Here is a 13,175-nt window from a genome sequence, read left to right on the forward strand (position 1 = left end):
TTGCCGCGAAATAATTCAAAAGCCGGCGTTCACTGATTAGACCGCCTTGCACGAATAGACGTTACCGATTTACCAATCGGCCTTTCTTCGAGACAGCCCGTTTCGCTTTTGTTATAAAAGGGACCTACCGAACTCCGGGGAAAACCCGACAAAGGCGCCTGGGTAAAACAGTGATTGAACAACCGTCTGTTCTCAAGATCGTTAGCCGGTATATTCGCCGCTGTCTCCTTTTCCTGTCATTTGCCACCGCCGCGGCCGGCCTGCAGGCGCAAAACGATTTGCTCGAACCTTTTTCCGACAGGCCTCTGGAGGAGCCCGTCACCCATCCTGACTGGTTCAAGCTCAGCTTTCTGGATCTTTACGATGATATCGAGGAAGCCGTCGCGGCGGGCAAAGAAGGGATCATCGTCTACTTCGGCCAGGAGCACTGCCCCTATTGCAAGGCACACTTGCAAAACAACTGGGAAAATCCGGAGATCGTCAAATATACCCGGGATAACTTCGATGTCATCGCTGTCGATGTCAAAGGCGCCCGCAATATCACCGCCATTGACGGCAAGGTTTACCAGGAGAAGTCCTTTGCCATCAGGCACCAGACCGACTTCACACCTTCCCTGTTATTTTACAACGCGCAAAAAGAAGTGGTCCTCAAACTGCAGGGCTATCATCCTCCATACCAGTTTCGCGCGGCGCTGGAATATGTCAACGATCAACATTACGCCAACGAGCCCTTTGGGGACTACCTGAGCCGGGCCGAGCTGGCGGAAAGCTACGGCAAGGACCGGCTCAATGCCCACCCGGCATTTGCATCTCAACCCTATGTGCTCGACCGCAGCAGCATGTCGGCTGCGCGCCCCCTGGCTGTGTTTTTCGAACAACCCCGCTGCCATGCCTGTGATGTACTGCACGCCGGTCCGCTCGACACCGACAGGATCACGGCCCGCCTGAAACAGATGGATGTGGTACAGCTTGATATGCAATCGGACACCCGCCTTATCACACCCGACGGCCGACGACTCACTGCCCGGCAATGGGCTGACGAACTCGATCTCTACTATTCCCCAACCGTTATATTTTTCGATGAAAACGGCAATGAGATCCTCCGTATCAACTCGGTCGTCTGGGTCTATCGTTTGAACAATGTCCTGGACTATATTCTAACCGACGCCTACAAGCGCCATGACACCTATCAGGCATGGCAGCAATTCAAGGTGCGAAAGAAAAGCGGCATGGACTGAACAAGCGTTCCGAATACTTTTTCACTGCCCGATAGTTGAGACCGGACGCTTTTAGCTGGCGATCAATCCAGCCAGCTTTCAACCTTCTTGCGATCCGGTACACCGCCGGCATGCACCACCTGGTCGTCGATCACCACGCCGGGGGTGGACATGACACCGTAGCCCATGATGGCAGCGATGTCCTTGACCTTCTCCAGTTCGACTTCCACGCCTTTCGAGTTGACGATCTCCTCGATCAGGGCGAAGGTTCGTTTGCAGTTGGCGCAACCGCTGCCGAGTACTTTGATATTCTTCATGGTTCTATCCCCCTATATATAAAGAATCATGCTAGCAACAGGACTGACCGCTGGCGGTCGGCGTGCAGCAGGTCTGTTCGCTCACCGGTTTGCCCTTCTCTACTTTAGGTTTGCCGGCGGCCGCGGCGCCGGCTGCCGCGTCGAAGGCGGCGTCGAGTTTTTGCGCCGCCTCGTCACGGATGTGGCGGGCGATCTCGATCACCGTGTCGATCTGCTGTTGCGGCACGCCGGCCTGGCGCAGGCGATCCAGCTGGCACTGGCCCCTATCCGGATGATTGGACGCGATCCCTGACGCCAGCGAGACCATGGCGACAATGGATGAGTGCAGTTGCGGGGCATCTTGCATGCGAGTCTCCTTGTGTTAATTAATCGGGTTTATGATTTGTCGTGGTTTACGCACGGTTATATTCCTGACACGTTACAGGGCAAACAGGTTAAAGCCCCAGCCCACCAGCATGAAGGCGACTGCCAGTACGCCGGCATACAATGCCAGCGCCGGCCACTGGATCACCTTGCGCAGAATGATCATCTCCGGCAGCGACAGCGCGGCGATGCTCATCATGAAGGCCAGCGTGGTACCGATGGCCACGCCCTTGCCGAGCATCGCTTCGGCCACCGGAATCACCCCGGTGGCATTGGAATAGAGTGGCACGCCCAGCAACACTGCGCCGGGCACGGCCAGCCAGTTGTCCTTGCCGCCCAGATGTTCACTCACCCAGCCCTCGGGCACATAGCCGTGGAACAGCGCACCGACAGCAATGCCCGCGATCACCCACTTCCACAGGCGGCCGACGATCTCCCTGACTTCGCCCCAGGCGTAACGATGGCGACCGGCGAGTGAGGTGTCGGGCGCTTCCTGCGCCATCTCGCCCATCTGGATCTGCCAGACATAGGATTCCACCCAGCGTTCGGGCCTGAAGCGTTCCATGATCATCCCGCCCACATAGGCCACGGTCAGGCCGGCGACGACATACATTAACGTCAGCTCCCAGCCGAGAATACCGAGCAGGATCACCACCGCGACCTCGTTAATCATGGGACTGGCGATCAAAAACGAGAAAGTCACACCCAGCGGAATGCCCGCCTCGACGAAACCGATGAACAGCGGTACCGAGGAGCAGGAGCAAAACGGTGTCACTGCGCCGAGGGTGACCGCCGAGGAGCGTGCCAGCCATCTGGGTTTACCGCGCACATAATCACGTACCTTTTCCGGCGACAACATCGCGCGCAGCAGGCCCATGATATAAATGACGATCACCAGCAAGGCGAAGATCTTTGCCGTATCCATGACAAAGAAGTGCAAGGCCGCGCCGGCATGCGAGGCCCGGTCAAACCCGAGTCCGCCAAATACCAGCAGATCGGCGAGATACTCAAACATGTTTCACCTTGATCCTCATTGGCAGGCACAATGCCGGTGAAAGTTCACACCGGCCTCGTCAACCACAACCACGGCCACAGCAATCGACGAGACGGCAGGCCGCCTCGCGAATCAGCTCAGGGGGGATTGTCTCGAAGCGCTCCTCGCCCTGTTTTAATGTGCGACACGCAGCGGTCTCGTCACCGACCAGCGTAGCGCAGCTGGCACAATCGCTGCTGCCGACGGAGGTATCCGGCAATAACGCGTCGATGTGCCGCCCATCGATGCGGATCGCGTTGGACTGATCGAGGTCGGCGCAGGAAAGCGGTGTGTCGCGCAACAGAAACACCACCTCCTGCGCTGCGCATTCACAGTTCAAAGCGCGGATGGCATCGTTCAACGCATTACCTGTATCGCCGCAGCGCTCACAGGTCTGACCATCGACATCAAGATGACGCCATTCGATCGTAACTTGTCTCATAGCCGCTCTCTCCTGTGGCCGTGGGCAGACTCAGGCATGGACGTGGCGACGGGACAACGCACCAGAACCGATGGTTCCCGTCTTTGCAACAGGCTATAATATATGATTTATCATATATATCGTCAATCATATATTTAGACTGAAGAAAATAGTGGGTATTGAATTACATAGTGATAAGGAGGGTTGGACAATCAACCGCTCAAGGAAATACTGAAGCCAGACAGGCAACTGGCCTGCAACACCCGCCGCCCTGACGCGGCGTGCCCCTGAACACGAGTTGTTATAACTTTATGCCGAAATAGTGCAGCACATGGACCATCAACCAGTAACAGCCGACTGTCACGGTAATCGCGGCGCCCAGACTCAAATAAAAGTTCAGCCCCTGCTTCAGTAAAACCGGCAGAACGATAAACAATACCAGGGAAGGGAGGACCAGCCAGAACACACTGGTTGCCAGGGTACTGATCCGTTCAACATCCCGGGTATCGATATACAGCCAGACCATGGCCAGTACGGACACGATGGGAACCGATGCCAGGATGGCGCCGATTAACGTACTGCGCTTGGCGATTTCAGAAATCAGCACAATCAACAGCGTCGTCACGGCAATTTTAACAAGGTAATACGCCATACGGTTCCCCTCCTGAACCCGGGCAATGGAGTGGTCAAAGGGGCCGCCCCTTTCCCTGGCATCTCGGTTCACAATACCAGGGTGATCAGCCCCACGCCCCCCAGATACAGCACGATCAGCGTCGCACTCTCCAGACCGATATTGCCGATCCCGTGGCGTTCGCGTTGAATCAATCCCATGATCAATACCGCGCACATCAACAGGGTCAGTGCCAGCCAGAAGGTCTCGTAGTGGCTCAGCGCCGCGTAGATGGACCCCTCCCGGTAGACAATATCGGACAGGGCGATAAACAGGGTATCGAAGGCGTTACCGCCGATAATATCCCCCACCGCCAGGGTCAGGGCACGCATGCGCACGGCGGTCACGGCAATCACCAGCTCGGGCAGGGAGGTGGAAACGGCGATAAATATCCCGCCCACGACCCCTTCGGCCAGCCCGGTTTCCCGGCTGATGGTGACCGCCGCGTGGGTCAGGAACCAGCCGGCCGTGGCGACCAGGGCTGCCAGCGCCACAAAGCGCAGCCAGAGACCGGACAGCGTCGCCCCGCGCGCGCGTCGGGAATGCGTCTTCTCCTGCCGGGTATCGCTGGTCCGTTTGGGATACCACATGGGCATCTCGTGGGTACGGTTGAGCAGCCACATGCCGAACAGATAGGTAATAATCAGCACCGGCGTCGCCGGATGGACGCCCAGCAGGCTCAACTGCGGGACAGACAGCGCCACCAGGTGAATCGACAGCAGGATAATCAAAAAGGCGGTCATCATCAGATTTTCCACCGAGGCGGCGGCATGCTCGAGATTGGCCCGCCGGTAGAAAAAATCGGCAATGGCCAGAAAGGCCGTTTGTGCCGCGATACCGCCCAGTGAATTGCTCACCGCCAGGGAAGCGTGCCCCGACCAGGCGGCGGTGACCGAGGCGGTGATCCCCGACAGCGAGGTCGCCGCACCGATGAACAGGGCGCCCATGATCGCCTCGCCCATCCCCGTGCGCCGTGCCAGCTCCCCGGCCACGTGGGTCATGCGCACGCCAAACACGGCAATGAACATCGCGGCAAGCGCGAAAACCAGAACCGCGGGCAGCAGGGCGTCAGTCATTGCAAAAACATAGCAGAATTAACGGGAGCAGACTTGTTCAGATAGCCGGTTACGGTGCATACATCATCTTGCGCGTCATCCCGCCGTCGATAATGAAATTCTGGCCGGTGACAAACCCCGCCGCCTCGCTGATCAGATAATCGACCATGGCCGCAATATCATCGGGTCGGCCGACCCGCCCGGCCGGGTGCTGGTGGTGATCGATCTCGCTCAGTTGTGGCGCCTGACGCCGGGAAGGGGCCTGCCAGTCGTCGGTGGCGATCCAGCCCGGACTGATACAGTTGACCCGGATAGCCGGCCCCAAACTCACCGCCAGTGCATGGGTAAACGCCACTACCCCACCCTTGCTGGCGGCATAGGCTTCGGTATGCGGCTCGGACTGAAGGGCCCGGGTCGAGGCGATATTCACGATGCTTCCCCCGCTTTGGCGCAGCGCCGGGATCGTGTGCTTGGCCACCAGGAAATAGCCGGTCAGGTTCACCTGCAGGCGCCGTTCCCACTGTGCCAGATCCAGCTCCTCGATCGGGCCGGTTTCGGGATCGGCAATAGCGGCGTTGTTGATCACCGCATCGATCTGTCCGAACTGATCGCCCATGGCCGACACGGTGTTGCGAACTCCGGCCTCGCTGGCGGTATCGCAGTGCTGCACCAGCAGCTGCTTGTCGAACTTTGCATACTCCTCACGACAGGCGGCCATGGCCTCTTCATCAACATCGGCAATGACCACGTTGTGTTCCCGCCCCAGAAAATAGTCAGCCAGCCCCTTGCCGATACCCTGCGCGCCGCCGGTGATCAGAATATTCATCGTCATAGCCTGTTTTTTTTGAGATTTTGATTGTCTCTTGCGCTGATGGCACATAATCTAGTGTGACCCCGACCTGATTGCAACGGCGGTCTTTTCATGACATACACATTTTATTGATCTTCAGGTTAATCGCTTTATGAAACAGATGATGCTTCGCCTGTTCGGACTCGAGTTGCTGTTCGTGCTGCTGTGGAACTCGGGTTTCATCGGCGCCGAATACGGATTGCCGTTTGCCGGGCCCTGGACCCTGTTGTTCTGGCGTTATCTGATTTTAACTCTCTTGCTCGGCATATGGCTTGGCCTGCACCGTCGGCTCACCTGGCCGGGCAACGCCGCGGCCGGTTACACGGCAACAGTCGGGATACTCGCGCATGGTGTCTGGCTCGCTTGTGTGCTGATCTCGCTTGATATGGGTGTACCGGCAGGCATCGTTGCACTGGTCACCGCCCTGCAACCCCTGTTGACCGGCGCCCTGTCCGGTCCGGTGCTTGGCGAGCGTACCGATGCCTGGCAATGGCTGGGATTGATTCTCGGATTTTTTGGCGTGTTGATTGCCGTAGGCGCCCGGATATCCCAGGACACCAGCATCGGGATGCTGGCGTATCTGATCCCCTTCGGTTCCGTGGTGGCGATCACGGTGGCGAGCCTGTTGCAACGCCGCCGCGAGCGACACAGCCTGGCGCCCCGCCTGGGGGACGATACCACGCTGTTTTATCAAAGCGCCGCCACAACCCTGGCTCTGCTGCTGCCGGCCTGGTTGGTCGAGGACTTTGCCACCGACTGGACCCTGCCGTTTATTGCCACGATGAGCTGGTTGATCCTGGTGGTATCGCTGGGTGCTTACTGGAGCATGTGGCGACTGCTGGTCCGCCACGATGCGACCCGCGTGGCCAGTCTGTTCTATCTCAGCCCGCCGGTGACCATGCTGATGGCCTGGGCCTTTTTTGGCGATCGGCTGATTCTGACTGATGTGATTGGACTGGTCGTGGCTGCTGTGGGGGTCCTGCTGGTTTACCGGCTGGGCTTTCGCCGCCCCACGATCCGGGTGTTGCCACCGAGATAATTTCCTCTTGCCCGGCCTGAAACCTTTCCAAGGCATCAGGGATAACAACACTCAGGTCATGGTTCCCAGTGTTTTGCGAAAACGTGCCAGGGAGAACGCAAACAGTGCGCCCCCGATGGCAACCAGGGCCAGCAGTTGCGGCCAGACCACATCAAACCCCGCGCCGCGGAACAATATGGCCTGGGATAGGGAGACAAAATGGGTATTGGGTGCCGCGAGCATGATGGTGCGCACGATCTCCGGCATGCTCTCGCGCGGGGTGGTACCGCCCGACAACATCTCCAGCGGCAACAGCACCAGAAACAGCAGCAGCCCGAGCTGGGGCATGGAACGGGCAACGGTGCCGAGGAAGATTCCCATGGAGGTGGTGGCGAACAGATGCAGCGCCGTGCCGAACAGAAATAACCCGAGCGATCCTTCAATGGGCACGGCCAGTATGCCGCGTATCAGCACCTGCAGGGCAAACGCCGAGGCAAGCAGCACCACCAGCATCATCGCCCAGACCTTGGCGCTCATGATCTCGAAGGGCGTGACCGGCATGGCCAGCAGATGTTCTACCGTGCCATGTTCGCGCTCGCGGATCAGTGCCGCGCCGGTCAACACGATCGCCAGCATGGTGATGTTGCCGATCAGTTCAACGACCGCGCCGAACCAGGCATCGTTCAGCTCGGGGTTGAAGCGTGCACGCAGGGCCAGCTCCACCGGCATGCGGGGGGTGGCACGATAGTCCTGCACGAAGGTGTTAACCTCGCCGCTGACGATCGCCTGGACATAACCGGTGCCGATAAAGGCCTGACTCATGCGCGTGGCGTCCACGTTGAGTTGCAGCGCGGGAGTACGTCCGGCCAGCACATCACGCTGGAACCCGGCGGGAATATGCAAAGCGAAGGTGTCGAGCCCGGCGTCCATTCGAGTGTCCATCTGTGCCGCGTCGATCATGATCGGCGGCAGGAAATAGGGTGGATAAAAGCCGTCGGTAATGCGCTGCGACAGCGCCGAGCGATCCTCGTCAACCATCGCAATGGGCGCCTTGTGCAGTATCTCGGGAATGGCGGTGGCGGCGGTATAGATCGCAAAGGTAAAGGCATAGACGATCAGTATCAGCATGATCGGATCACGTGCCAGGCTGCGCAGCTCCTTGATCCCCAGATGTAAAATATTGTGCGCGGCCCGCATTTAGCGCTCCTGCTTCTTCAATAATAACGCGCCGAGGCCGAGCAACACCGGAATCGCCAGGATCAGCGGCAGGAAACTGGCCTGCAGATCGGCAAAGCCCAGCGCCTTGGAGAAGGTACCGCGCGCGATAGTCATAAAATGGGTGGTGGGGAACAGTTCACCGATGATCCGCCCTGCCCCTTCCAGCGAGGTGACCGGGGTAAGCATTCCCGAAAGCGTCACCGCCGGCAACATGGAGAGGATCGCAGTACCGAACAGCGCGGCGATCTGGCTGCGTACGAAGGTGGAGATCAACAGCCCGTATGCCGTCGCCGCCATCACGTAAAACACCGCGCCGATGCCCAGGGCCAGCAGGCTGCCGGTGAACGGCACGCCAAAGGCAAAGATAGCCAGCAGGGTCAGCAACACGAAACTGAACAGCGACAACACCACATAGGGAATCTGCTTGCCGATCAGAAACTCCAGCCGGCTCACCGGGGTAACGTAGAGGTTGACGATGGAGCCCAGCTCCTTCTCGCGCACAACGGCCAGGGCGCTGAGGATCGCCGGGATCAGGATCAACAGCAGCGGAATCACCGCCGGCACCATCGCCGGCAGACTTTTTACATCCGGGTTGTAGCGAAAGCGCGTTTCAATGATCGCCGGCGTGGCCAGCGCCGCATCGCCATAAATTTCGCGCATTCTGCCGGCGATCCAGTGTTGATGGATGCCCTGCACATAACCGCGCACGGTCTCGGCCCGTTGCGGCATGCTGCCGTCAATCCAGGCGCCGATCTCGACCCGATCGCCGCGCGCCAGATCGCGCGCAAAGTCCGGCGGGATCTCGATGGCCAGGCTGAGCTCGCCGCTGCGCATGCGCCGATCCAGTTCGGCATAGCTTTGCAGGGGCGCCTGCTCATCGAAGTAACGCGAGCCCGACAGGTTGAGCGAGTAATCCCGGCTGACCGTGGTCCGATCACGATCAAGCACGGCGAAGCTGAGATCCTCCACATCCATGCTGATACCGTAACCGAGCACCAGCATCAGCAGGGCGCTGCCGAGCACGGCCAGGGTCAGACGGATGGGATCGCGTTGCAGCTCCAGCCCCTCGCGCCGGGTATAACTGAACAGGCGACGCAGACTGCGGCGCCATCTGGCGTCGGTCGCCCCGACTCGCTGCTGCGTTTGCCCGGCCTCGTTTTGCATGGTCTCACCCAGCGCATCCGATTCCGGGGTTGTCCGGGCGACGGCGGTTTCGAGGTGATGGATAAAGGCTTCCTCGAGGTTATCGGCACCGGCTGCCTGGGTAATGGCGGAGGGTGTATCTGTAACCAGCACCTTGCCGGCATGCATCAGCGAGATGCGATCGCAACGCGCGGCCTCGTTCATAAAATGGGTAGAGATGAAGATGGTCACATTGTCGCGCCGGGCCAGTTCGATCAGCTCATTCCAGAAATGGTCCCGCGCGATGGGATCTACACCTGAGGTAGGCTCATCCAGGATCAATATTTCCGGATCATGGATCAGCGCGACCGCCAGCGAGAGGCGCTGGCGCTCGCCCAGAGGCAATGCGCCGGGCAACGCATCCATGTTCCGGGTTAACTCGAAACGGCCGGCCATCTCCTGCACCCGCGCGGCGATCATTTCGGCCGCCATGCCAAACAGACGGGCGTGCAGCACCAGGTTCTGGCGTACCGTCAATTCGTTGTAGAGCGAGAAGGACTGGGTCATGTACCCCACCCGGCGGCGGGTATCGATGTCATGCGGATCCACCGGGTGGCCGAACAGCCATGCATCCCCCTCGCTGGCGGGCAGCAGGCCGGTGAGCATTTTCATGGTGGTGGTCTTGCCGCAACCGTTGGAACCGATGAAGCCGAATATCTCGCCGTGCCGAATCGTAAAGCTGGCATGATCCACGGCCGTGAAATCACCAAAGCGCATGGTGAGATCGCGCGCCTCGATGGCGATCTGCTCCGCGTCGCCTGACTCGCGCGGGATGCGCTTCACCGGTTGATACGCCGCCTGCAGGGTGTCAGGCAACAGATGAATGAAGGCCTGTTCGAGGTTATCGGTCGCGGTCTGCGCCAGAAGTTGTTGTGGTGTGCCGGTAGCCAGCACCTGTCCGGCGTTCATCGCCACCAGGTGATCGAAGCGCGCCGCCTCTTCCATGTAGGCGGTCGCCACCAGCACGCTCATGCCGGGGTGATGGTGACGAATGCTGGCGATCAGTTTCCAGAACTGGCGGCGTGAGAGAGGATCGACGCCGGTGGTCGGTTCATCGAGAATTAGCAAATCAGGGTCGTGGATCAGCGCGCAGCAGAGCCCCAGTTTCTGTTTCATGCCGCCGGAGAGTTGTCCGACCGGGCGGTCCTTAAAGGGCACCATGCCGGTCGCCTGCAACAACTCGTCGATGCGACGCTCGCGTTCTTCTCTGGCATGACCGAACAGACGGCCAAAGAAGTCGATGTTTTCAAACACCGACAAAGTGGCATACAGGTTCTTGCCCAGTCCCTGTGGCATGTAAGCGATGCGCGAACAAACCCGACGCCGATGGCGTGCGCGGGCCATGTCGCCGTCGAGGACCTCGATGCGACCGGTCTGGATCTTTCGGGCCCCGGCGATGAGGGCAAACAGACTCGACTTGCCGACACCGTCCGGGCCGATGACACCGACCATGCACCCGGCCGGCACATCCAGCGTAACGGAATCGAGCGCCCGCAACTTGCCGTAACGCAAACTCACTTCGTGCAGCCGTGCGACAGGCCCGGTCTCCGGCGATCGCTGCACGTCGCCGGCTCCGCTCATTGCACCAGGTTGTGCTGCAGATGATCCGGCCAGGGCGCCTCGGGATCGAGTCGCACGTAGGCGACGCCGGGCAGGCCGGTTTTGACCCGCTCAATGTATTTGTTCAACAGTTCGCGGGGGATCCGCGCGCGCACGCGAAACATCAGCTTTTCTCGTTCGCTGGCCGTCTCGACCGTCTTGGGAGTGAACTGCGCCACGTCGGCGACAAAGGAGATATGGGCGGGGATCACATACTCCGGTGCCGCATCGAGCACGATGCGCGCCTCGGTGCCGATCGCCAGGCGTCCCGCCACGGCGGTCGGCAAGAAGAAGGTCATGTAGACGTCCGTGAGATCGACCAGATTCAATACCCGCCCGCCGGCGCCAATGACCTCACCGGGACGGGCCACGATAAACTGCACCCGTCCGTCGCGCGGGGCAACCAGCGTGCTGTCATCAATGTCGCTCTGGATGCGCTCCACCGCGGCACGCGCCGCCTCCACGGCGGAGCGGGCACTGTCGATCTGGCTGCGCGCGGTGGCAATGGCTGCCTCCGTGGCCGCCACCTGGGCGCGGGCGGCACTCAGTGCCGCAGCGGCGCTTTGAACATTGGCATTGGCATCGTCCGCCTCCTGTGCCGAGACCGCGCCTTTTTCAGCCAGCTCCGCAATACGCCTGGCGCGCTTTTGCATTGCGCTCAGTTCCGCCTGGCGCTGGACTACCAGCGCCTCGGCGGCCGCTTTTTCGCTTTGTCGCTGGACAAGCTGGCTGCGCGCGTTGGTGACCGACTGTTCGGCCTGATGCAACTCGGCCTCGGCCTGCCGATAGCGGGCCTCCAGCGAGCGGCTATCCATCCGTGCCACTGTCTGGTCGGCGCGGACGAACTCGCCCTCCTCCACCAGGATCTCGGCAATGCGCCCGGGCGTCTTGGCCGCCACATCGATCTCCACCGCCTCGATCCGGCCGTTGCCGCTGACCAGGCCGTCGTGGACATCTTCTGCCGCATAACGTTGCCAGGCGTAGATCGCCAGAATTCCGAGCACCACCAGGGCGGCAGCACGAAATAACCATTTTTGCTGTTGTGATGCCATTATTATTTTCAATCCGACGTGGTTACAGTGCCCAACATAAACAGACAGACATTAAAAGTATATGGCGGGCACCCTGCCAACACCAGCAGGCCGGGCACTTTTAAAGCAAGGAATTTTCGGACCCGAAAGGGCGGCGGGTTGAGACGGCATCATGCCCGGGCATCACAGCAGAAGGCTGTGACTTTTTTCCTGGTAATTTATCGCCTACCATTTCAGACTGTATGGTAGAAAATAGACAGAGTCACACAGTACGATCGCCTGTGTGCAGACCACTTCAACAGAAGCCACGGCAGCGCCGCCGATAAGGAGTCAGTTCTATGGACGACCTCATTAACCCCGAGCAGGTTTCAATTTACACCGCCAGGGCCGTCGAACTGCTGATGCTGTACGTACCCCGGTTCGTGCTCGCCATTGTCGTGCTGCTTGCCGGACTGTGGATCATCAGCCGCGTGGTCAAGGTCATGAACAAGGGCATGCAACGCAGCAAGATGGAACCCACACTGGCCCACTTCCTGCAAAGCCTGGTGAGTATCGGCCTGAAAGCGCTGCTGCTTATCAGCGTGGCCTCCATGGTGGGGATTGCCACCACCTCCTTCATCGCCGTACTCGCTGCCGCCGGGCTCGCTGTGGGACTGGCGCTGCAGGGCAGCCTGGGCAACTTCGCCGGCGGCGCGTTAATTCTCATGTTCCGGCCTTTCAAGGTCGGCGACTACATTACCGCCCAGGGCGTGAGCGGCACGGTGACGGAAATGCAAATCTTCAACACCATCCTCACCACACCGGACAACGTGCGCATCATCGTTCCAAACGGCGCCCTGTCCAACGGCACCATCACCAACTTTTCGGCTGAAACAACCCGGCGACTGGATTTTGTCTTCGGTATCGATTACCGCGATGATATCGCCAGGGCACGTGAGGTGATCATGTCGATCATGGCCGATGAGGAAAAAATCTTCAATGTTCCGGAACCGCAGGTGCTACTGAGCAATCTGGGTGACAGTGCCGTCGAGCTGACCGTGCGTGCCTGGGTCTATGCCGACGATTACTGGCCGCTGAAGTTCGAACTCACCGAGAAAGTCAAAGCCGCCTTTGACCGCGAGGGCATCCGCATCCCCTTCCCGCAACGGGAGCTGCATGTTTATCAAAGCACAGGCTAATCGTCATCAAACACAAAATCACC

General features: G+C 59.6%; 13 protein-coding genes. 3 read left to right on the plus strand and 10 right to left on the minus strand.

Going from position 1 to position 13,175, the window contains the following annotated elements; all coding sequences use genetic code 11:
* Nucleotides 1-170 precede the first annotated feature (170 nt).
* Nucleotides 171-1,238, plus strand: a complete 1,068-nt coding sequence (locus EDC23_RS10360; protein WP_166668836.1) for a thioredoxin family protein — start codon at nt 171-173, stop codon at nt 1,236-1,238.
* Between the two features lie 62 nt (nt 1,239-1,300).
* On the opposite strand, the gene EDC23_RS10365 is transcribed toward EDC23_RS10360, so the two are convergent.
* From EDC23_RS10365 to EDC23_RS10395, 7 genes are all read right to left on the minus strand, one after another.
* Complete coding sequence (locus EDC23_RS10365) at nt 1,301-1,534, minus strand: thioredoxin family protein (protein ID WP_134084261.1); 234 nt, start codon at nt 1,532-1,534, stop codon at nt 1,301-1,303.
* Between the two features lie 31 nt (nt 1,535-1,565).
* Complete coding sequence (locus EDC23_RS10370; protein ID WP_134084263.1) at nt 1,566-1,880, minus strand: hypothetical protein; 315 nt, start codon at nt 1,878-1,880, stop codon at nt 1,566-1,568.
* A gap of 72 nt (nt 1,881-1,952) precedes the next feature.
* Nucleotides 1,953-2,912, minus strand: coding sequence for a permease (locus EDC23_RS10375; RefSeq protein WP_134084265.1), 960 nt, complete (start codon nt 2,910-2,912; stop codon nt 1,953-1,955).
* Nucleotides 2,913-2,970: 58 nt separating this feature from the next.
* Complete coding sequence (locus EDC23_RS10380) at nt 2,971-3,372, minus strand: DUF2703 domain-containing protein (protein ID WP_134084267.1); 402 nt, start codon at nt 3,370-3,372, stop codon at nt 2,971-2,973.
* A 280-nt stretch (nt 3,373-3,652) separates the two neighbouring features.
* Nucleotides 3,653-4,003, minus strand: a complete 351-nt coding sequence (locus EDC23_RS10385) for a DUF3147 family protein (RefSeq protein ID WP_134084269.1) — start codon at nt 4,001-4,003, stop codon at nt 3,653-3,655.
* Nucleotides 4,004-4,071: 68 nt separating this feature from the next.
* On the minus strand, nt 4,072-5,097 hold the full coding sequence (locus tag EDC23_RS10390; RefSeq protein WP_134084271.1) for a sodium:calcium antiporter: 1,026 nt from the start codon (nt 5,095-5,097) through the stop codon (nt 4,072-4,074).
* 49 nt (nt 5,098-5,146) lie between these two features.
* Entirely contained in the window at nt 5,147-5,902 is a 756-nt protein-coding gene (locus EDC23_RS10395; protein WP_243830767.1) for an SDR family oxidoreductase, read from the minus strand.
* Between the two features lie 136 nt (nt 5,903-6,038).
* On the opposite strand from EDC23_RS10395, the gene EDC23_RS10400 reads away from it, so the two are divergent.
* Entirely contained in the window at nt 6,039-6,965 is a 927-nt protein-coding gene (locus EDC23_RS10400; RefSeq protein WP_134084275.1) for a DMT family transporter, read from the plus strand.
* A gap of 51 nt (nt 6,966-7,016) precedes the next feature.
* On the opposite strand, the gene EDC23_RS10405 is transcribed toward EDC23_RS10400, so the two are convergent.
* From EDC23_RS10405 to EDC23_RS10415, 3 genes are read right to left on the minus strand one after another with little or no spacing between them, the layout of a single operon-like run.
* On the minus strand, nt 7,017-8,141 hold the full coding sequence (locus EDC23_RS10405; protein ID WP_134084277.1) for an ABC transporter permease: 1,125 nt from the start codon (nt 8,139-8,141) through the stop codon (nt 7,017-7,019).
* A complete protein-coding gene (gene rbbA, locus EDC23_RS10410) occupies nt 8,142-10,925 on the minus strand; it encodes a ribosome-associated ATPase/putative transporter RbbA (protein WP_134084279.1) in 2,784 nt (927 codons plus the stop codon).
* On the minus strand, nt 10,922-11,995 hold the full coding sequence (locus tag EDC23_RS10415) for an HlyD family secretion protein (RefSeq protein ID WP_134084281.1): 1,074 nt from the start codon (nt 11,993-11,995) through the stop codon (nt 10,922-10,924). Before EDC23_RS10415 ends, rbbA begins: the two co-directional genes overlap by 4 nt.
* 317 nt (nt 11,996-12,312) lie before the next feature.
* Here EDC23_RS10415 and EDC23_RS10420 point away from each other — a divergent pair, with 317 nt between their 5' ends.
* Nucleotides 12,313-13,152, plus strand: a complete 840-nt coding sequence (locus tag EDC23_RS10420; RefSeq protein ID WP_134084283.1) for a mechanosensitive ion channel family protein — start codon at nt 12,313-12,315, stop codon at nt 13,150-13,152.
* Nucleotides 13,153-13,175 lie beyond the last annotated feature (23 nt).

The organism is Thiohalophilus thiocyanatoxydans, from assembly GCF_004366735.1.
GTDB classification, from domain to species: domain Bacteria; phylum Pseudomonadota; class Gammaproteobacteria; order UBA6429; family Thiohalophilaceae; genus Thiohalophilus; species Thiohalophilus thiocyanatoxydans.